The sequence below is a fragment of the Camelimonas sp. FR25 genome (assembly GCF_059740505.1).
The window spans coordinates 1-20,057 of sequence record NZ_JCAWFG010000010.1; the positions used below are offsets into that span (position 1 = coordinate 1).

General features: G+C 67.2%; 12 protein-coding genes. 6 read left to right on the forward strand and 6 right to left on the reverse strand.

Features of this window, described 5'->3' with window-relative positions; genetic code table 11:
- Nucleotides 1-808: 808 nt before the first annotated feature.
- The 3 genes from AC6A67_RS00800 to AC6A67_RS00810 all read left to right on the forward strand — a co-directional run bounded on the left by AC6A67_RS00800 (nt 809) and on the right by AC6A67_RS00810 (nt 3,284).
- Nucleotides 809-1,588, forward strand: a complete 780-nt coding sequence (locus AC6A67_RS00800; protein ID WP_498034617.1) for an enoyl-CoA hydratase-related protein — start codon at nt 809-811, stop codon at nt 1,586-1,588.
- A 379-nt stretch (nt 1,589-1,967) separates the two neighbouring features.
- Entirely contained in the window at nt 1,968-2,795 is an 828-nt protein-coding gene (locus AC6A67_RS00805) for an enoyl-CoA hydratase/isomerase family protein (RefSeq protein WP_498034618.1), read from the forward strand.
- A 183-nt stretch (nt 2,796-2,978) separates the two neighbouring features.
- Complete coding sequence (locus AC6A67_RS00810) at nt 2,979-3,284, forward strand: DUF2218 domain-containing protein (RefSeq protein WP_498034619.1); 306 nt, start codon at nt 2,979-2,981, stop codon at nt 3,282-3,284.
- Between the two features lie 153 nt (nt 3,285-3,437).
- On the opposite strand, the gene AC6A67_RS00815 is transcribed toward AC6A67_RS00810, so the two are convergent.
- Nucleotides 3,438-3,809, reverse strand: a complete 372-nt coding sequence (locus tag AC6A67_RS00815; RefSeq protein ID WP_498034628.1) for a DUF488 domain-containing protein — start codon at nt 3,807-3,809, stop codon at nt 3,438-3,440.
- A 591-nt stretch (nt 3,810-4,400) separates the two neighbouring features.
- Here AC6A67_RS00815 and AC6A67_RS00820 point away from each other — a divergent pair.
- Nucleotides 4,401-5,288 (forward strand): cation diffusion facilitator family transporter, encoded by an 888-nt coding sequence (locus tag AC6A67_RS00820; RefSeq protein WP_498034620.1) that lies wholly within the window; start codon nt 4,401-4,403, stop codon nt 5,286-5,288.
- A gap of 74 nt (nt 5,289-5,362) precedes the next feature.
- Here the strand turns inward: AC6A67_RS00820 and AC6A67_RS00825 are convergent, their stop codons facing one another.
- A complete protein-coding gene (locus AC6A67_RS00825) occupies nt 5,363-6,433 on the reverse strand; it encodes an META domain-containing protein (RefSeq protein ID WP_498034621.1) in 1,071 nt (356 codons plus the stop codon).
- 609 nt (nt 6,434-7,042) lie between these two features.
- Here AC6A67_RS00825 and AC6A67_RS00830 point away from each other — a divergent pair.
- Together AC6A67_RS00830 and AC6A67_RS00835 are read left to right on the forward strand one after the other, a co-directional pair.
- Nucleotides 7,043-8,056, forward strand: a complete 1,014-nt coding sequence (locus AC6A67_RS00830; protein ID WP_498034622.1) for an NAD-dependent epimerase — start codon at nt 7,043-7,045, stop codon at nt 8,054-8,056.
- A 133-nt stretch (nt 8,057-8,189) separates the two neighbouring features.
- Nucleotides 8,190-10,139 (forward strand): SDR family NAD(P)-dependent oxidoreductase, encoded by a 1,950-nt coding sequence (locus tag AC6A67_RS00835; RefSeq protein ID WP_498034623.1) that lies wholly within the window; start codon nt 8,190-8,192, stop codon nt 10,137-10,139.
- A 485-nt stretch (nt 10,140-10,624) separates the two neighbouring features.
- Here the strand turns inward: AC6A67_RS00835 and AC6A67_RS00840 are convergent, their stop codons facing one another.
- From AC6A67_RS00840 to AC6A67_RS00855, 4 genes are all read right to left on the reverse strand, one after another.
- Complete coding sequence (locus AC6A67_RS00840) at nt 10,625-11,020, reverse strand: hypothetical protein (RefSeq protein WP_498034624.1); 396 nt, start codon at nt 11,018-11,020, stop codon at nt 10,625-10,627.
- Nucleotides 11,021-11,364: 344 nt separating this feature from the next.
- On the reverse strand, nt 11,365-15,714 hold the full coding sequence (locus tag AC6A67_RS00845) for a translocation/assembly module TamB domain-containing protein (protein WP_498034625.1): 4,350 nt from the start codon (nt 15,712-15,714) through the stop codon (nt 11,365-11,367).
- On the reverse strand, nt 15,714-17,801 hold the full coding sequence (locus tag AC6A67_RS00850; RefSeq protein WP_498034626.1) for an autotransporter assembly complex protein TamA: 2,088 nt from the start codon (nt 17,799-17,801) through the stop codon (nt 15,714-15,716). The genes AC6A67_RS00845 and AC6A67_RS00850 overlap by 1 nt, the downstream gene beginning before the upstream one ends.
- A gap of 860 nt (nt 17,802-18,661) precedes the next feature.
- Entirely contained in the window at nt 18,662-19,903 is a 1,242-nt protein-coding gene (locus tag AC6A67_RS00855; protein WP_498034627.1) for an ABC transporter substrate-binding protein, read from the reverse strand.
- Nucleotides 19,904-20,057 lie beyond the last annotated feature (154 nt).

Here is a 20,057-nt window from a genome sequence, read left to right on the forward strand (position 1 = left end):
AATGTGATCACGGGTGCGCCGAACGCAGACGGCGCAAACACCCGGTATCCGCGAGGTGTTTTCGAGAGTTTCAGATTGAAAAGTCTCATACCCCACGGGGTCTGCACATCGAAGTGCGCAATTGTGTTACCGAAACCTGGCGGCTTTGGCCTGATGTCAATGATCTTCATCGCATCCTCATGTAATACCGCGCATTTATGCGCATTGCCGATTTACGGCAATGAATGGCAATGAAACGGCGGAACAAATGGCGAAAACAGGGGTCGAACGGCAACGCTAAATATTTGTTTTTACGCTATTTTATTTCCGAGCGTTTTGTTCGTGACGAGGGGGTCGGAGGTTCGAATCCTCTCACTCCGACCATTTATTTCAGGATCCCGCATTGTCCTGAAATATCCGCCGATGCGGCGCTGTGATCTCTCAAGACATTTATGGATACGGATGATCCTCGCGGCCATCGTTTGGCGCCGCGCTTTTGCGTATGCGCGTCGTTGCGTCTGGCGCTGGCGCTGCGCCAGCGTGCATCGCGACATTTGCCTGCTTGGGCCCACCTCCTCCTGATCATCCGCGCCTGGCGCACGTGTCCACAGCGCCTCGCGCCTGTTGACGCCTGCTTCCGTTGCTGCGGCGTCTGACTTATGAGCGGGCGACGGCCTGCGGCGGGCGCACGCCCGACAACGCCCGGACACGCCTGCAGGCCGCGGCTCAAGAGCCGCGGCAAGCACATGGGGCGCTCGCCCCAGGGTGCGAGGCTCATGCCCTGAGCCCGACGCCGGCTAGGGCCACCACAAAACCAGAGGGAAACGCCATGTCAGAAGCGCTGATCATCAAGGAATATCGCGGCACGACCGCCATCTTCACGCTCAACCGCCCCAAGGCGCTCAACGCCCTGAGCGATGGGCTGCAGGCTGAGCTGATGGCAGCGCTGCATGAGGCCGATCGCGACGACAATGTTCGCGCCGTGGTCATTGCCGGTTCGGAACGCGCCTTTTGCGCCGGCGCCGACATCACTGGCCTCGACGGCGTCACCGCCGCCGACGTGGTTGATCCGCAGGGCTTTGGTCGCGGCCTGTTCGATGTGCTCGGCGCCTATCGCAAGCCGCTGATCGCCGCCGTGCGCGGCCTCGCCCTTGGCGGCGGCTGTGAGCTGGCGCTGGCCTGCGACATTGTGGTGGCTGGCGACAAGGCCCGCTTCGGCGTGCCGGAAGTGGCGCTCGGCCTGTTGCCGGGCGGCGGCGGCACCCAGCGGCTGATCCACGCCATGGGCAAGCAGAAGGCCATGAAGATGCTGCTCACCGGCGACCCGATCACCGCCGCCGAAGCCTTCAACGCCGGCCTCGCCAGCGAACTCGTCGCCGATGCCGAATGCCTCGACCGGGCTTTGGCCATCGCCGAGCGCATCGCGCGCAACGGCCCCATCGCCGTGCAGATGGCCAAGGACAGCGCCCGCGCCGCGCTTGAGGTTGGCATCACCCAGGGCCTCGCCATCGAGCGGCGCAATTTCATTCTGCTGTTCGGCACCGAGGACAAGAAGGAAGGCGTCACCGCATTCCTCGAAAAGCGCCCGGCGGTGTTCACCGGCCGCTGAGCGGGGGCCGGCGGCCCGCGCTGCGCCAGCAGAGACGGCACCTGATCAGAACTCTGGAAACCCATTAGTGATGCTTCTGGGATTCTGAAATAACCCTGGCTAAGGCGTCGCGATTGCGGCGCCGTTGCTGTTTTGGCGTTGCGTCCCGCCAAAGCGGCGCGCGCCGGGCGCCTACTCCCGACGGGTATAGTGCGCCCGGTCAATTGCTGTACCCTGCCCTCATACCAGAATGCGAAGATGCTGACGCATCCGCATCCTGGATTGCTCAGGCGCCGCACGGGCTTGACCAAAGTGCGATGAGTCGCGCTCACCGCACTTGGTATGAGGCCGCGCGTGCGGCGCAAGATGTGGGCCCAGGGCCCCGGCGGGAGGAGACGGCATGAGCCATGCAAGCGGGCGCCAGACCCCAGACAGTCGCACAAATGGCCTGCAACCAGGCGGCCAGATCAGCTATCGGGTGCGCGATGGCGTCGCCCGCATTGGCCTTCACCGGCCCCCTGTCAACGCGCTGACCAAGGGGTTGATGCAGGATTTGCTGGGGGCGCTGCGCCGTGCCGCTGCGGATGACGCCGTGCGCGTGGTGGTGCTGGCCAGCGATGTGGCGTCGCGCTTTTCCGCCGGGCTTGATCTGCCGCTGATGCTGCAGGCGACGCCGCAGGAGGTCCGCGCCATGCTGCAGGACCTCTACATCAATCTGTATGACGTCCAGTACAATCTGGGCAAACCATCGGTGGCCGCCATCAATGGCACGGCGCGCGGCGGCGGCATGACCCTCGCCATCTCCTGCGACATTCTCATCGCCGCCGAAGACGCCAGCCTCGGCTATCCCGAGATCGACCTTGGCCTGCCGCCCGCTATCCATTTCACCCATCTGCCGCGCATCGTCGGCCGCCATCGCGCCTTTGAGCTGCTGTTCACTGGCCGGCCCTTTATCGCTGCGGAAGGGCGCGAGCTTGGCCTGATCAGCCGCATCGAGCCCGCCGAGCAGCTCGAAAGCGCCGCCATGGCGCTGGCGGCGGAGCTGGCGGCCAAGCCAGCCACCGGCGTCGCCATGGCCCGCGCCGCCTTCATGCGCCAGAACGATCTCGATTACCGGCGCGGCATCGCCGTCGCGGTGGAGGATTTCTGCAATGTCTTCGCCACGCCAGAAGCGCGGGCCGGGCTGGAAGCCTTCGCCAGACGCAAGGGCAAGCTGCAGCAGGCGTGAAAGAGCTGCCGCAGGCATAAGAAGGCAACCGCTGGCGTGAAGAAGCTGCCGCCGGCATGTGGCGGGCGCCTGCGTTGCCTCCCCCAGGCGCGGGCGTCGCGCCCGTCTTAGCGCTTTGCGTGTATGATGCGCCTCGAGAACGCATATATTCCGCAACGGAACACATAGGGCTATGCTGGGCGCATGACCGATGACAATGCAGCGCCCTTCGCCACCCATACTGACGTCGCCACGGCGCACGCCAGCAAATATCTGCAGCAGATGTGCAAGCATTTCGGCCACAAGGTCGAAGCCAGCTGCGAGGCGGATAGCGGCTTCATCCGTTTTCCCGCCGGGGAGTGCCGCATGACGGCCAACCCCACGACGCTGACCATGCGGCTCGCCGCCCTGGACGCAGAGGCGCGAGAGCGGCTAAAGGGCGTGCTCGACAGCCATTTGGCGCGCTTCGCCTTTCGCGAACAGTTGCAGATCACCTGGAGCGATGGCTGATCGCATCTGCCTTTCAGCATAAATCGGCCGGAGGTGAGGAGACCGAAACGCGCTTGCGCCTGGCAGGTCGCGGTTGCCTCCGCCTCGGCGCCGCAACAGATAGGGCGGCGGCCTCGTGCACTGCGCCAGCCAGGGCAGTGGCCCCTCCCACGATCAGCCGGACGGGCCGCTACCCTGGCTGGCGCGGCTCCTCAGATAATCCGCCAGCACCTGGGCGTGATTAATCGCCTCGTCCTTCGCCGCATAGAGCAGCGTCAGCGGGCCCCTGGCGGCGAGCGCCTCCAGCGTGGCCAGCGCCGGATTCTGCGACAGTTCCAGACGATAACGCTGCGTAAAGGCATCAAACAGCGCCGGGTCGTGGCAGAAGTCGCGGCGCAGGGCGGTGGTGGGCGCAATCTCCTTCAACCATAGATCCAGCGCCGCCGCCTCCTTGCGCAAGCCGCGCGGCCACAGCCGGTCCACCAGCACGCGCACGCCATCCTGTGGCTCTGCCGGCGCATAAACGCGCTTCACCTGCACGGTCATCGTCATGGTCCGCCCCTGTTGGCCCGACCCTCGCGGTTCATCCTGACGCCGATGTTGCGCTACGATGGCGACCTGCGCCAGCCCGCCTCCGCCCGGCGCCTGCACAACGCAACGACGTCGCACGGCGCGGACCGGGCCACAGCGCAAGCGTAACAAAAACGCGACGCTCACAACATTTTTGCGCATCGCCGCAAAGTTTGCGCGAATTATTTCAGTCGCAACCGTGAGTAAAGCGGCGGTAGGCAGCGTTCATCCACACATCGCTCCTGCAATCTATTTGCATCAAAAAACATCATTCTTGCCTGAGGCCGCCGGCTGGCCTACCACACTCCGCACATTGCCCGGCGCGATCTGGGGGCAAGGGCGATCCCCCTCGCTCACGCGCCGCGCGTAATATCCGTCGCGCTGGTCCCGGCGCCTAGGCTGCTGGCGGCGCGGACGCGTGGCAATGTGGCGTCGGCGCCCGGCCTCCCGCCAGGCGCCCTGTCGCCAGGGCCGCGCTGGAGCGGCAAGGGGCTGATTACTGATTTTCAGGCTGCGCCGGCATGGCTGGCGTGGGGTTGAGCAATGCGGCGACGCCGCGGAAGAGCCATGAACCGGACCTTGCAGATCGCGATCGGCAGCCTGTTGGTCGGCCTTGTCGTGCTTGGGTTGAAGACCCTGGCGTGGCGCCTCACCGGCTCGGTGGCGCTGTTCTCCGACGCCATGGAAAGCATCGTCAATGTGGCCACGGCGCTGGCCGCCATTATTGCCGTGCGCATCGCCCAGCGCCCGGCTGACGCCAATCACCCCTATGGCCATCACAAGGCGGAATATTTCAGCGCGGTGATGGAAGGCGTGATGATCGTCGTCGCGGCGCTGCTGATCCTGCGTGAGGCGTGGGTCGGGTTTCAGTCGCCGCGCGTGCTCGAAGCGCCGATGGAAGGCCTGGTGATCAACGGCCTCGCCAGCGTCATCAATGGCGTGTGGTGCTGGGTGCTGATCAGCCGGGGCCGCGCCCTGCGTTCGCCGGCGCTGGTCGCCGACGGCCGGCATCTGTTCACTGATGTGGTGTCATCGTTTGGCGTGATCATCGGCGTGGCGCTGGCGGTGGCCACGGGCTGGATGGCGCTCGATCCGCTGCTGGCCGGGCTGGTGGCGCTCAACATCCTGTGGTCGGGCTGGAAGGTGATGAAGGAATCCATGGGCGGGCTGATGGATGAGGCCGCGCCGGAGGACATGCAGGGCCAGATCCGCGCGGTGATCTCCCGCGAGGCGGTGGGCGCGCTGGAGGCGCATGACGTGCGCACCCGCCAGGCTGGCCGCGTCACCTTTATTGATTTCCATCTGGTGGTGGCTGGCGATTCCACCGTCGAAGCCGCCCACGCCATCTGCGACCGCATCGAAAGCGCCCTGAAGCAGGAAATCGCCGGCGCCCAGGTGACCATCCATGTCGAGCCCGAGCACAAGGCGAAACTGTGCGGCGTGGTGGTGCTGTAGCGCGCCGCGCGCCTCGGCGTGACCATGCACAGGCTGTGCCGCAATGGCTGCCGCATGGGCTGCCGTAACGTTTCCTAATCCATGCCGCGCAGGCGTAACACCACGCGATTGTTGACATCGAGCAGCAACAGGGTCCGGCCTGGGCCTGGCCCGCTGCGATAGGCGCGCACCTGGCCGAGCGCCTGGTGCAGGCGCTGCTCCTGCTGCATCACCTCTGGCGCACAGGCCATCAGCGTCGACGCCATGCGGCCGAAGCGCAGGCGACCGCCCTGAACGCGCGCTTCGCCACTAAAGCCGTTGCAGCCGCCCTTGCCTGTCACCGCGCCAGTCGTCCTGCTGGCCTTCCGGCCAGATGTGTCGCTTGCTCCCTTGCCCGACGGGGGCGCAACAGGGCCCTGCGCCCTGTCGGCAGCTTTGGCGTTGGCCTCACCGCGCCCGCCGCCGGGGGGCACGACTGGAGCGGAGCCGCGCCTTGCGTCGCCGCCTTGCGCCGTTGCGGCGCTCAGGGTCAGCACCGGCTGCGCCTGGGGCAGCGTCGGCCGGCCAAGGATGTCGTCAACGGTCCATGCGCCCCAGGGGGCCGCCTGCGCCTCACCCGGGCCACCCATGGCCGGGCCGCTGGCGCGATTGAGCATCAGGCGCACCAGCCCTGCCGCGCCAGGGCGCCATGGCTGTGGCGTCGCGCTGGCGAACAGCAGATTGCCGCGCCCTTCGCTGAGCCGCGCGCTGAGCACAAACCTGCGACGGCGGGGAAGGCTTTTGCTGTCGACGGTCAGGCTAAATCCGATCGGCGCGCCAGGGCCCGCCGGGACGGTAACGCTGGCGATGGCCCGCGCTGGCGCGTCGGCGCGCGCCTGCTCGGCCAAAGTCACCTCCAGTCGCGCCCCTTTCGGCAAGGCCATGCGCTCACGGTAAAACGCCTCGCCTGAAATGGTCAGCGCCGCCGCATGGGCCTCGCCGATGGCCATGCTGGCGGTGATGTGGCCGAGGCCGAGGATCAGCGCCCGCCGGCTGGGCCAGGCGTCTGGGGCGGAAGAGGCGCTCAGCGCGGAAGTGGCGCCCGGCGCGGAAGAGGCGCCTGAAGTGGCGCCCAGGGCGGAAGTGGCGCACGGGGCGGACGTGGCGTGAGACGCGCGTTTCGACAACAAAGTCCTCCATCATGCGGTAGCCCGCCCAATCAGGCCGTCCGCGGCGCCCGCGTCGGCCCCGACACGGACGGGCATCGCCTTGGCGACGCATGGCGAGTTTGGCCCTGCGTGCGCTGCGGCGTGGAAAGGCTGCACTTTCTTCCCGCCATACGCAACGTCATGCAGCACGTTTGCCGGTAAACGGTGGCGCCACGCCATGCAGCGCGCGCCGCCACGGCCAAAGCGAGACACCGCGAGCGCCGCGCGTGCTGGACCCGTGGTCGAGCCCTGGTCATGAGGCAGGTCCCGTCGCCGGGCATGGCGTTGCGCCTCGGCAGACGCAGGCGCCGCCCAGTCCTTGCGTTGCGCGCGTGATCCCCACAATCCTGATGGCTGATGCCCGAACCCGATGAGCGTGACGTATCGGGTTCCGGCCAAGCCCGTGCGGCGCCTGAGCATTGCAGGATGCGGATGCGTCAGCATCGTCGCATCCTGGTATGAGCGCCTGCGACAGACGGTTGAATCCCGGCGCTGTCCTTGCGACAAGCAGCGCCGTGCGTCTGCATCACGCTGCAGGTTGATCGCCGTCTGTCGGGCGCGCCGCGCCAATGCCACTGGAGCCGCAGGATGACACGCCAACCGACTGTTCTGGTGACCGGCGCCGCCGGATTTATCGGCTTCCATTTGTGCCGCCGGCTGCTGGCCGAGGGGCGCAACGTCGTCGGCGTCGACAATCTCAATGATTATTACGATCCGGCGCTCAAGCGCGCCCGCCTCGCCGCTCTGCCGCCGGGGCTGCGCTTCCACGCCATCGACATCGCCGACGCCGACGCCCTGCGCGCCGTCTTCGCCGAGCACCAGCCGCAGCAGGTGGTCAATCTCGCCGCCCAGGCCGGGGTGCGCTATTCGCTGGTCAATCCTGACGCCTATACGCGCTCCAACCTGATCGGCTTCCAGAACATTCTCGAATGCTGCCGCCATGGCGCAGTCGGGCATCTGGTCTACGCCTCGTCCAGCTCGGTCTATGGCGCCAATCGCACGCTGCCGTTCTCGGTCGGCCACAATGTCGATCATCCGCTCAGCCTGTATGCGGCGACCAAGAAATCCAATGAGCTGTCGGCGCACGCCTACAGCCACCTGTTCGGCCTGCCCACCACGGGGCTGCGCTTCTTCACGGTCTATGGCCCGTGGGGCCGGCCCGACATGGCGATGTGGCTGTTCGCCGACGCCATCCTCAACGGCACGCCGTTGCGGCTGTTCAACAACGGCGACCTCAGCCGCGACTTCACCTATATCGACGACATTATCGAGGGGGTGACGCGGGTGCTCGACCAGCCGGCGGCGCCTGATCCCGACTGGCGCGGCGAGACGCCGTCGCCCGCCAGCTCAGCCGCGCCGTGGCGGGTGTACAATATCGGCGCCGACAAACCGACAGAGGTGCCCTACATCATCGAACTGCTGGAGCAGATGCTGGGCCGCAAGGCGCAGATCGTCCGCGAACCCATGCAGCCTGGTGATGTGAAGGCCACCTGGGCCGACACCGATGCGCTGGCCGCCGCAATCGGTTATGTACCAGCCACGCCGGTTGAATCGGGCATCGCCCGTTTCGTCGACTGGTTCCGTGACTGGCGCGGCCGCTGAGGGCGTTGCGCCACGCACATGCCCCGGCAGGGGTCTGACCTGAAATCGCCGTGTTCTCCGGATTTGTCACGCCGGAGCGCGCGGCAGCGGCCCGCCGCACACGACTGGCCTGCGGGCCGATCCGGGGAGCACAATGGCATCGCGACGCGCGATCAGGACAATCCTGCTCAATCTGGGGGTGGACCTTGTCGTCACCGCCTGCGCCACCACCCTGGCCGTGCTGCTGCGCTTTCAGGGCGAGCGGCTTGGCGCCTATCTGCATGACCTGCCGCTGATCATCGCCATCGTGCTGCCGATCGCCGCCGTCGCTTTCCTTGCGGTGCGGCTGCCGCAGTCGAAATGGCGCTTCACCTCGCTGCCCGACGTCATCAAGATCGGCAAGGCCACGGCGATCATTTCGCTGGCGCTGCTGGTGTTCGACACGGTGGTGTCGCACCCGGACCTGCTGGGTCGCAACTATCTCGGCCGCGCCTGGATCGTGCTGTTCTTCATGCTGGAGCTGGTGATGCTGGCGGCGCCGCGCGTCGCCTATCGCGCGCTGAAGCAGCGGCAGATCACCGCCGGCACGCCGCAGCGACGCCGCGACGCCGCGCTGATCCTCGGCACCGGCATTGAGATTGAAACGATTTTGCGCGGCATTGAGCAGGGCGCCCTCAGCCGCCTGCGCCCGGTGGGCGCGCTCAGCCGCCATGGAACTGACGCCGGTCAGTCGATCCGCGATATACGCGTGCTCGGCGGCTTCGGCGATCTGGCCAGCGTCATGCAGAGCCTCGCCGCCCGGGACGCAGCGCCCGCCATCGTGGTGCTGGCGCCGTCGGCGCTGGCGGATGAGGTCAATCCTGGCGCCCTGTTGACCACGGCGCGGCGCTTCGGCGTCGAGGTGCTGCGCACCCAGGGGCTCGATTCAGGCGCCGCCGATGTGGCGGCCCGCCTCGCGCCGATCTCGATGGAAGACCTTTTGCTGCGCGCCGCCGTCAGCATTGATGAGGCGACCATCACCAGCCTCGCCGCGCATCGCCGCATCGCCATCACCGGCGGCGGCGGCTCGATTGGCGGCGAGCTGGCGCGGCGCCTCGCGCGCTTCGGCGCGGTGGATATCCTGATCCTCGAGAATTCAGAGCCGGCGCTGCACGCCATCCTCGAAGATCTCGGCCGCGTCGAGGGATGCCGCGCCATGGGCCGCATCTGCGACGTGCGCGATCGCGACCGCCTGTTCGCCATCCTCGGCGAGTACCAGCCGCATGTGGTCTATCACGCGGCGGCGCTGAAACACGTGCATTATCTGGAGAAAGACTGGTCGGAGGGCGTGCGCACCAATGTGTTTGGGGCCATGAACGCCGCCGACGCCGCCATCGCCTGCAACGCCGAAGCCTTCGTCATGATCTCCACCGACAAGGCGGTGAAGCCGGTGTCGATCCTCGGCGCCACCAAGCGTCTGGCGGAGATGTATGTGCAGGCCAAGGACGCCGAGCTGGCGCGCGGCGCAGGTCAGGACGGCGTCTCGGCCAATGGCCGCCACACCCGGCTGGTGGTAGTGCGCTTCGGCAATGTGCTGGGCTCGAATGGCTCGGTGGTGCCGAAGTTCCGCGAGCAGATCGACAAGGGCGGCCCGGTCACCGTGACCCACCCGGACATGGTGCGGTTCTTCATGACCATTCCTGAGGCCTGCGATCTGGTGGTGGTGGCGTCGTTCCACGCCATCGATGATCCGGCCAAGGCGACGTCGATCTATGTGCTGAACATGGGTCGCCCGGTGAAAATCCTCGACCTCGCCACGCGGATGATCGAGCTTGCCGGGCTGCGTCCCAATGTCGATATCGAGATCACCTTCACCGGCATGCGCCCCGGTGAGCGGCTGGAAGAGATCGTGCTCGATGACGGCGAGGCGACGCGCGACGTCAATCTCACAGGCATCATCGCCGCCGATCCGAGCTTCCCGGATATTGACGCGCTGGAGCGCACCCTCGACGCCCTCGCCGGCGCGGTGACGCGGGGCGAGAAGGGTAAGGTCTATGGGGTGATTCACACCGTGCTGCCGACCTTCCCGGCCTCGCCCGACCTTGCGCCCCAGGCGGCGGGGTAACGCCTCGGAGCAAGCTAACGGGGCAAGTTGACGGGGCAAGGTGGCGCGGAGACCTGACGGCGTGGCGTGTGGAGACATCTGGCGGAGCCAGGACGCCGCGAGCGCCGCCCCTGAAGCGCGGAGGCCTCCCCGGCCGGAACGTGCCCAAGAGAGCGGCCATACCAGGATGCGAGGAAGCTAACGCATCAGCATCCTCAAATGCTCAGGCGCCGGACGGGCGTGACCAAAGAGCGAGGAACCGTACTCACCGCACTTTGGCATCTGCCCTGCCCTTTAACGCATAAAGCGCCGGCCATGACGCCAGCGCCTCCGACACATCCCCATGCTGTCAATTTGGCTTGCGCTGCGCCGCCGGACCATGCGGCCACGCTCACCGCCGGCCTGGCCACTGGCGCGCCTGTAAGCATTCCCGCGCGCCTGGGCCTTCGCGCCTGCCTCGCTTGCCCCAGGCAAACGACGCCAAACGTCGGCAAGCCCGCCGTCAATCAGAAGCCGTGGTAGGAGCTGCTGCGGGTGCGGCTGGCGTGATGGCGGCCATTGGCGCCGACATGCGCCTGCTTGGCGTCCTCGCCGATGAAATCATGCAATTGCGCGTCGGTGATCAGCGTGCCGCTAAACACGGCGCCATTGGCCGTGCCGCAAACGCAGGAGCCAGGGTTTGGCGTAACGAACACGCGGCACCAGCGGTGCAGTTGGGCGGCGCTGAAACAGACATTGCGCGGCGCGCCAATCGGATCGTGGTAGCGGTTACCGGCGCCAGGGAAACCATAGGTGGCCGTGGTCGGCGAATAGGCCATCGCCGGCTGGGCGCTGGCGGGGGCTGCAGCCAGGCCGCATGCGGCTGCGACGGCGGCAAATCCCAGTGCTGCCCAACGAGTCATGTCCTGCTCCCAAAAGGGGCCTGGCTGGCCGCCCCGCATCCACCACGTCCGCCTGTCGCCATGTCGTCGCCCGCGCACACGTCGGAGCGACCAATGTCAGCAGACACGATGGACAGACACCTCAACTAACTGTGAAGTGCTGCGACATTAATCTTAACAAACTGGCGCGGCAACCATTAAGCGGATGCGACGACAGCTTTTCGCCGCGAGGCCTCACGGCGGCGCGGCGTTGATCTTGCCTCATCCGGCCACAACCGGATCAGGGCGGCAAAAGGCCCAGTGTTCAGGCGCATTGATCATCTGGCGGACGCCTGACGGCGGCGCAACGTGCGCCGCCGCGCTGCTCAATACTCCCACTCTGCGCCCACATTCACCGAAGTATTGCCGGTGGCCCCCACCAGCCCCTGCACGCGGATGTGGCGCGAAACATTGACGTTGACGCCAATGCCGGTGGTCTCAGGGGTCGCGCCAGGCTTGAAATTGATGCGCACCCGATTGCCGAGGGCGCGACTGGCCCGCGCCAGGGCGCTCTGGTCGCCGTCGGCGCCAACATCCGAGCCGCCCAGACCGAGGCCTTTGCGCAGGCTGTCAAAGGCGCTGTCGCCATTGCCAGAAAACTGCGCCGCGATCTGCGCCAGCTGCAGCGCCTCGAAACCGGAGAGCTCGCCAGCCGGCTGTCCAAACAGGATGCGCGAGATGATCTCCTCGGTGGCCATCGCCGGGCTGGAGCTGAATTCGAAGGACGGATCGCCAGCCGGGCCAGAGATCAGCACCCGCGCCGTCACGCCGGCGGCCATCGTCTCGGCGACGAAGTCGAGCTCGGGGCTGAGCGTGCCGGAGAAGGTCACCTGACCGCGCGAGAAATCCAGCGGCGTCGAGCCGAGATCGAAACTGCCGCTGCGCATGGTGAAGCCGCCCGTCGGCGCAGGCGCCGAGGACGTGCCGGCGATGCGCAGCTGGCCGCCAAGGACGGCGTTGATGCCCCTGCCCTGTACGCGGATGGTGTTCTGCGAGCTGACCACGATGTCGAGGATGGCGTCGAAGGCGCCGCGACCGCCCTCGCGAGTGGCTCGCTGCTCCAGCGCCAGCCTGGCCTTGACCTGCGGCGGCGGATTGATCTGCCGGACATTGGTCAGGGGCCGCAGCGAGCCAGGCATCTGGTTCGGCACGTTGATGGTCAGATTGCGCACGCCGACCGTGCCGCCGATGCGCGGACGCGAGGCCAGTGGCCCGGCGAGGGTCAGATTGAGATCAGCGGCGGCGCGGGCGGTGCCGTCATTCATCAGCAGCGCATTGGCGCCTGTGATGCGGATATTGCCAGGGAAGCCTGCCGCCGGATCGACATTGACGTCGCCGCTGATGTTAAGCGTGCCGCCATTTGGCGTCGTGGCGCTGATGCGCTGGATGACGATGCGCGTGCCATTGGCGGTGATCTGGCCGCCAATGCGCTCCAGCTTGGCGCCGGTGACCGCGTCGCTGAAGGCGCCATTGGCGAGATTGACGCCGCCGGTGATCTGCGGGTTGCTGATCGTGCCGGCGAGCCGGACGTCGACGGTGGCGCCGCCAGTCAGGCGGCGACCCGCGGGCGCCAGCTGGGCGTTGGCCACGGCGAGATCAACCCGGCCGCGCGCGCCAATGTCGAGGCGTCCGCCCGCGTCAAGCGGCGCGCTGCCAGTGATGCGCAGATCGAGCACCCGGGGCGCGTTGATGCTGGCGTCGAGGCTGGTGCGCCCCTCGCCATTGAGCACGCCGCTGGCGTTGACGGTGACCGGCGGCAGCCCGGCCGAACGGGCGGCGGCGGCGGACACCCGGGTCAGCGCCAGCTTCCACTGGCCGCTGGGGGCCAGCGAGGCGCCGCGCACCGTCGCTGAGCCCTCGGCTTGACCGGTGAGGCCGAGACCGGGGACGAAGATGTCGGCGACCGACAGCGGGATGGCCCGGGCGTTGACGGCGAGGTCGAGCTCGGCGCCGGCCTTGCCCTGCACGCTCAGCCGCCCCTGCTCAAGCGCCAGAGTCAGCTTGCGGATATCGACGCCGCCATCGCCCAGCACGAAACTGGCGGGTTCGGCGAGGCCGAGACGGCGCGCGCCGCGCCGGGCGGTGAAGCTGGAGACGTCGAGCCGCGTCTGCTCGCCCGGGGTAAGGCGCGCCTTGCCGTCGAGGTTGAAGCCCGCCGCCAGCGATTGCAGCGTGATGTCGGTGGCCGCGCCAGCGTTGCGCGCCTCCAGCCGGGTCTTCGACAGGGCCTGGCTGCCGATCATGGCGTTGTCGATGGCGATGAAGCCATTGGCGGCGGGGCGGCGGCGCACGTCCACGGCGGTCAGGTCAGCCGTCAGCCGGTCGATGGCGATGGCGTCCATGCGGATGCGGGCGCCCGAGGCCTTGATGGCCACGTCTTGGGCGCCGCCGTCCGCGGACAGCTTGAGATCGGCGTCGAGCTGGCCGGCCAGCCGGCGCAGCGCCAGCGCCGAGGCGTCGTCGAGATTGGCGGCGCGGATCGACACGGCGCCGCTGGCCAGATTGTCGGCGTCAAGTTTGACGGCGCCTGTGGCGCTCACCGAGCCAATGGCCATGTCGAGCCCGTCGACGCTCCAGCCGCCGCCCGGCACGCGGGCGACATTGACGGCGCCCCGCAGCGGCTTGCGATCGATGTCGCCAGACAGGGTGGCGGTCGCCTTGAGGTCGCCGGTGAGGTCTTCAGCCTTAGCCACCAGCTGCAACAGCGGCGCTGGCCGTCCCAACATGGCGCCGTCGCGCAGGGTCAGGGTGGCGGCGGCGTTGGGGCGGGTGAGCGGGCCAGTGAGTTCGGCGTGCAACTCGCCCTTGCCGCTCAGGCGGCGGTCGGCGTAGCGCAGGTCGGCGATGCTCGCCACCGCCTCGATCGCCGACTGGTCCTCGCTGGCCTGGCCGTTGATACGCAGCGTGGCGCGCTCACCGGCAAGGGTCAGATTGTCGAAACCAAAGCCGCCGCGCGGCGCGGTCTCCACGGCGCCGGTCAGCCTGAGCGGGCCGCCGCTGAGGCCATCGACAGCCTCTATGCCGACGCCAAGATTTTTGGCGAGGCCATCGACCTCGGCGCGCACCCGGTTGAAGCGCGGCTGGCCGGTCAGTTTGGTGGTGACGTCGACGGCGCCGCTGAGGCGCAGGCCGGTGAGCTGACGCAACTTCGCCAGCTCCGGCACGCCTGCGGTCAGCACGCCGTCGATGCGGCGCGCGCCGGCAACGCCAGTGAAATGCGCCGTGGCCGAGCCGGTCTTCAGCTCGAACACATCGACATGGGCGGTGCCATAGCGGCCCAGCGCCGCGCGCAGGGTCAGCGTCACCCGCTCGCCGATCGCAGCGTTCAGGCCCTTGTCGGCAAGGGCGACGCCGCTGGCGCTGGCGTCCGCGCTGACGTTGAGCCGCGTGCCGCGCTGGCCGATCACGCCGGTCGGCGCCGCATCAAGCGTAGCCTTGGCGGCAGCGATGCGCCCGGTGGGCAGACGCGCCTCGGCCAGATCAAGCGTCGCCTTGACCGTTGGCATCGCCGGCTGGCCGGTGATCCGCGCTCCAAAAGCCAATTTGCCGATTTCGGCGTCGCCGGTTTTCAGCACGCCATTGTCATTGGGCACGGCGCTGGCGGCGACAAAGAAGTCCATGTTCTTCGCCGTATCCACCGCGCCATTGACTTTGAGGCGGGCGGCGCGGGCGGTGACGCCGAGATCTTCGACGCCCAGCGTGCCATTGGCGTTGAACAGGATGCGACCGCCAAGGCGGGTGTCGCCCTCAAACACCGGGGCCAAAGGCGCAGGCAGCACGCCGGAGATGCGGGCGGCCATGTCGAGCTTCAGCTCACGGCCGCCGCCGGTGTTGCGTGCGTCGGCCTCGGTCTGACGGGTCAGCATCGCCTTGCCGGAGGCAGTGAGGTCAGGACCGCCATTGAATTTGAGATTGGCGACGAAATTGTCGAGCGGCCCCTCGCCGCCAAGCTCGAGCTGCAGCGGCGGCAGGCCGGGAATTGACGCTAGCCGCGCCACGATGCCGCCGGCCGGCTCATCAGCCGTCACCGCCAGCTTGAGGTTCTTGTCTGACGGCGTGAAGGCCAGCGCCACGCCGATGGTCCCGGGCTGGTCGAGGCGTTTGGCGTCCAGCCGCAGGCTCAGCCCCTGGGCGGGATCGCCAAGCCGCGCTTCGCCATCAACGCCGATCTGGGCGGCGACGCCGATCACATCGGCGCCCAGATCCAGCTGCTTGAGCTGGAAGGCGCGGATGATCACCTCAACTGGCAACTGCGGCAGCAAGGGTTCGTCAGAGCTGGCCACTTCCCTTTCGGCGGGCACGGGCCGGCGCAACACCTCGAGCTTGCCCAGCTCCAGCCGGTCGACCTCCAGCCGCCCCGACAACAGCGCCAGCCGTCGCCAGATCAGCCGCGCCTCATTCAGCCTCAGCCAGGGACCGTTGCGATCGGAGATCACCACATTGCGGATGGTGGCGTCCGACGACAGCGCGCCGTCCACCGCCCCCACCGACACCTGGGCGTTGTCGGATGACAGCATGCGTGAGATCAGATCGCCCAGCACGGTGCGCTCGGCGTCGTCGGAATGCACGCCCTGGGGCGCCAGCACATAGGCCAGCGCGCCCAGCGTCAGCAGCAGGGCCGGAACCAGCAGCAGCAGATTGCGCAGCCGGGGGCGGGAGTGGCGAACCGCGCTCATCAGAAAGACTGCCCTATGCTGATATACATGCTGACAGGCCGGTCGCCCTTGCGGCGGTCGAGCGGCATGGCGAAATCGGCCCGGATCGGGCCAATCGGCGTGTAATAGCGCAGGCCGAGGCCGGCGGATTTATAGAGCTTGTCCTTGAGATGCGGAGTGGTGCTCTCAAAGGCGTTGCCGGCGTCGAAGAACGGCACGACGCCAATGGTCTCGGTGACCTTGATGCGCGCCTCGAGGCTGACTTCGAACAGGCTGCGCCCACCCACGACAAAGCCGGTGCGCGGGTCGGTGGGCCCAAGCGACGCCAGACGATAGCCGCGCACCGAGGCGGCGCCGCCAGAATAGAACCTGTGGTTAGCCGGGATCTGGCTAAGGCCAGGGCCGCCGAGCATGCCGAGCGTCACCCGGCCAGCGAGGACATAACGGGCGTCTTCGTCGATGGCGTAATAGGTCGAGGCGGTGACCTTCGCCTCGGTGAAATTCACCGTCGAGCCGAGCGCAGCGGGATAGGGCGTCACCGTGCCGGTGAGCTTGAAGCCGCGCGTCGCGTCGATGGGATTGTCGGTGGAATCATAGGTCACCGACATCGGCAGGCCGACGAGGGTGTAATCGACATTGGACAGCACGTCGCTGGTCTGGCCGCGCTCGACGCGCAGGCCGGCCTGGACGTTGAACACGTCGGAGATACGGTGGCGGATCGAGGCTGTGGCCTGGATGTCGCGCACGGTGTAGCCGCCATAGCGGTCGCCGCCGGTGCGGTCGCGCTCGGCCATGGCCTCAACAATCAGGTCGTTGCGGCTGCCGCCCAGCGCTGGCTTGATGAAGGTGGCGCGGAAGCGGCCGCCGAAATCGCCCTCATTGATGTCGTCGACGCCATCGCGGCGGGTGCCGTCATTGCGCGGCGCGACGAAGATGCTGCCCTCAAGCCGCAATTGCTCGGCGCCGCCGAACAGGTTGCGATGCTCCCAATAACCGCGAAGATTGGGGCCATCGACGGTTGAATAGCCCGCCGAGAAGCCGATCACCCGCGGCAGGCGCTCGGTGACATTGACGAACACCGGAATGCGCCCCTCGGCGTCGAGCCGGTCAGGCGTGGTGACGCGGGCGCCGCCGATGATCGGCAGCTGGGTCAGCGAGCGCCGGGTGTCAGACAGCTTCTTCGGCGAGAACGCCTCGCCCGGCTCCAGATAGATGAAGGAGCGGATGACGCGCGGATCAACCGTGACCTCGCCCTTGCTGTTGCCGGCGTTCTTCAGCTCGACCTCGCCGATCGGCGCGCGCGGGCCAGGCGAAACCACCAGGGTGGCCTGCATGGTGCGGTCGTTGTGATTGACGGTTGCGGAGATGTCGACGCCTTTGGCCAGCGGGTGCGACTGGTCGCGATACCAGTCCACCACCCGGGCGCTGGCGGCGCGGATGTCGCCAGCGCGGGCCGGATCGCCAGCCCCGAGCTTCAGCGTGCGGGCGGGAATGTCCTCAAGCGTGCGAACCCGGCCGTCGCGGTCCACCACCTTCACCGACGACAGGATGAACTGCTGGCCAGGGTCGACGGTGACCTTGACCGGCACGACCTCACGGCCGCGCATGGCGTTGGCGGCGTTGGCCGCCGCCTGCAGCTCCGCCTCACTGGCCGGCAAGCGCAACGGCCTGCCAGCGATGTCGATGGTGACGCGGGCGTCGTAAAAGCCTTCGGCCCACATGGCGTCGACCAGCGGCGCAAGATCAATGACGGCCCGCTGGGCCAGCGCCGCGCCATCGGGCGGCGCATCCTTGCGCAAGCGATACAGGGTTGAAGCGCTCTGCATGGCGCTGGCCAGGGATTTCTGGCCGTCAGCCTCAAAGCTGACGGTATAAGGCACGGCGTCGGCCTGGGGCACGGGCTTCTTGTCGCCAAACAGGCCAAAGAAATCAAAGGCGCGCGCCTCGCCTGCGGCAGCCGTCAGCACAAGCGCCGAGGCTGGCGCTGCGCCAGCGGCCAGGGCCAGGCCCAGAACCAGATGTCTGCACAGGGGGCTTTTGGCTCCACCCCGCGTCCGCCTCGTCATCGACTTCTCCGCCCCATGGCGCACCGCCACATCCGCTCCCATGGCGCCATCACCTTTGGCGCCTGGCGGGCGCGGCGCTGTACAAACCAGCCCCGCCCCCGATCAATCACATCCAGCCTGCCTGGCCGCAGCCTGGCGACGCCGTCGCATCCGGCTGTCGCATCCGGCTGTCGCCAACCATTGCCCGGAACTATGAGCGATACGTTGACTGACCCTCAGGACGAAAGCCAAACACCGCTAAAATGACCCACCGGCGCCTTTCATGGTTCACAGCCGGTTAAGGCCTGCAACCTTCATGTGTAGCTTCCGCCTGCCGCCTGACGCCGCCGCGGGGCCGGCGGCAGGGCAGTCCGCGACGTTCCAGCCAGAGGCTCCACACCATGCCAGGCTGCAAACAGCGGCGCCCACCGCTCCGGCCGGGCCAACGCCTCACAGCGCAGCTTAACCCGCATTTCTGCGACCGCCGCCTTTGCAGGGAAACTGTCACAGTCCTCGTGGCGCGACCAGCCTTGAGGCGCCACGTCCCACACTGCGCAGAAATGTGGCGACGCGACGGGCGCTGCGTTCACAATCCTGAAGCGTTGCTGTAGCGAGCGGCCTAGCGCAGCGCCGGGAGGGGGCAGAAACCGACTTCCCCTCCCCTTGCACGCGCCTGCCACCCGGCGCCTGCTGCCGCCGCCTGAGGCCCCATAGGGCGGGTCCCATGTCGGGGCCCGATTACACGTCAGCGCCAACGCGGCCATCACAGCCGTCACACCCTGGCGCCCGTCCATCAGGCAAGGTTATAGCGACGCCATCCGCTTGAGATTGACTGCATCACGCCCCTGCTCGACGGCGATCAATCGGGGCTGGCGAGGTTACCGCCCCGCCAACCCACAGCCACGCGCCCTGTGCTGGCGGCCTCACTGTCCCGACAGCAGGCTGCCGAACGGCCGCCACTGACCATCGCTGAAGCGGGCCAGATAGCCCGAGCGCAAAGGCCGGTAGTCGGTGGGCGAGGTGTTGAGCGTGATGCCATCGAGCAGCATCGGCAGGGTGACGCCTTTCATATTGGTCGCCTGCTTCATGATATTGGCGCGGCTGAGATCATTGCCCGCCGCCTTGAGCACCTCGAGCATGGCTCCGGCGACCGAATAGCCATAGACGGCGTAGAAGTCGGTGGGGTCGATCGACGGCGCATATTTGGCCATGAAGGCGAGGTAGTCGGCGACGCCCTTGTCGCTGCGGCTCTCCGGCGTCACGGTCTTGAAGGCGAGCATGGTGACGATGCCCTCGGCCTTTTCGATGCCCGCTGGCTTCAGGATCTGCTCGGGATTGATGCAACTGCTGGCAAGGAAGCGCAGCGGCCGCCAACCGATTTCCCATGCCTTGCGAATGGCCTGCGAACAGGCGCGCGGCGTGACGCCAAGAATCATCAGCGCCTCGGCCTTGGTGGCAGCCAGCGTCAGGATCTGCGAATCGATGGTCGGCTCGGTCACCTCGAAGGGCGCGACGGCGGCGATCGCCTTGTCGGCGTCAGCGCCCAGCGTCTCGCGCAAGCCACGCACATATTCCTTGCCGCTATCGTCATTCTGGTAAAGCACCGCGACGCGCGCCTTGGGATCGGCCTTTCGCATATGGTCCAGATAAATTCGCGCTTCGGTCGCGTAAGGCGGCTGCCACGGGAACGCGATGGTCAGCGGGAAGTTGGCCGGATCGTTGAATTTGGCCGCCGATGAGATCAGGAAGATGTGCGGCACGCCCTTGGTGGTCAGATAGCGCTGAATGGCTGAACTCGGCGCCGTGCCCATGGTGGCGAACATCACGGCCACCTGAACGTCTTCGACAAGTTTTCGCGTCTGTTCAACAGTTTTTGGCGGCGAAAAACCATCATCAAGCGACAGGATCTCGACCTTGCGACCGTTCACCCCGCCAGCCTCGTTCACCATGGTGAAATAGGCCGAGATGATCTTGCCGGAATTGCCGAGCGACGAGGCCGGGCCGCTGTAGGGCATGGTGTTGCCGATACGGATCGCCTTGTCGGTGACGCCAGGCGTCGACGCGGTTTGCGCCAGCACCGCGTCGTTGAGCGCAAGTCCAGGCAAGACGCCCAGCCCAAGCGCTGCGGTCACCAACAGTAATGAGAGACGGGTGTATCTTATCATGTGCGCTCCTCCATTGCTTTTTGTCCGAAGCAGGTCTCGCCGCTGCGGTAGCCTGGTTACGCGAGGCATCGCGTGATCGCGTTCCACAACTGAGTGTGACTCATAGCATTCTGTGGGCAAAGCGAATCCGTCTCGCGCCTGACGCCGCGCCGTC

What these genes read in the sequence shown, in the direction of transcription:
- AC6A67_RS00845 (WP_498034625.1), bottom strand. Translation starts at nt 15,714, where the DNA reads ATGAGCGCGGTTCGCCACTCCCGCCCCCGGCTGCGCAATCTGCTGCTG.
- AC6A67_RS00805 (WP_498034618.1), top strand. Translation starts at nt 1,968, where the DNA reads ATGAGCCATGCAAGCGGGCGCCAGACCCCAGACAGTCGCACAAATGGC.
- AC6A67_RS00815 (WP_498034628.1), bottom strand. Translation starts at nt 3,809, where the DNA reads ATGACCGTGCAGGTGAAGCGCGTTTATGCGCCGGCAGAGCCACAGGAT.
- AC6A67_RS00800 (WP_498034617.1), top strand. Translation starts at nt 809, where the DNA reads ATGTCAGAAGCGCTGATCATCAAGGAATATCGCGGCACGACCGCCATC.
- AC6A67_RS00850 (WP_498034626.1), bottom strand. Translation starts at nt 17,801, where the DNA reads ATGGGAGCGGATGTGGCGGTGCGCCATGGGGCGGAGAAGTCGATGACG.
- AC6A67_RS00830 (WP_498034622.1), top strand. Translation starts at nt 7,043, where the DNA reads ATGACACGCCAACCGACTGTTCTGGTGACCGGCGCCGCCGGATTTATC.
- AC6A67_RS00840 (WP_498034624.1), bottom strand. Translation starts at nt 11,020, where the DNA reads ATGACTCGTTGGGCAGCACTGGGATTTGCCGCCGTCGCAGCCGCATGC.
- AC6A67_RS00855 (WP_498034627.1), bottom strand. Translation starts at nt 19,903, where the DNA reads ATGATAAGATACACCCGTCTCTCATTACTGTTGGTGACCGCAGCGCTT.
- AC6A67_RS00810 (WP_498034619.1), top strand. Translation starts at nt 2,979, where the DNA reads ATGACCGATGACAATGCAGCGCCCTTCGCCACCCATACTGACGTCGCC.
- AC6A67_RS00835 (WP_498034623.1), top strand. Translation starts at nt 8,190, where the DNA reads ATGGCATCGCGACGCGCGATCAGGACAATCCTGCTCAATCTGGGGGTG.
- AC6A67_RS00820 (WP_498034620.1), top strand. Translation starts at nt 4,401, where the DNA reads ATGAACCGGACCTTGCAGATCGCGATCGGCAGCCTGTTGGTCGGCCTT.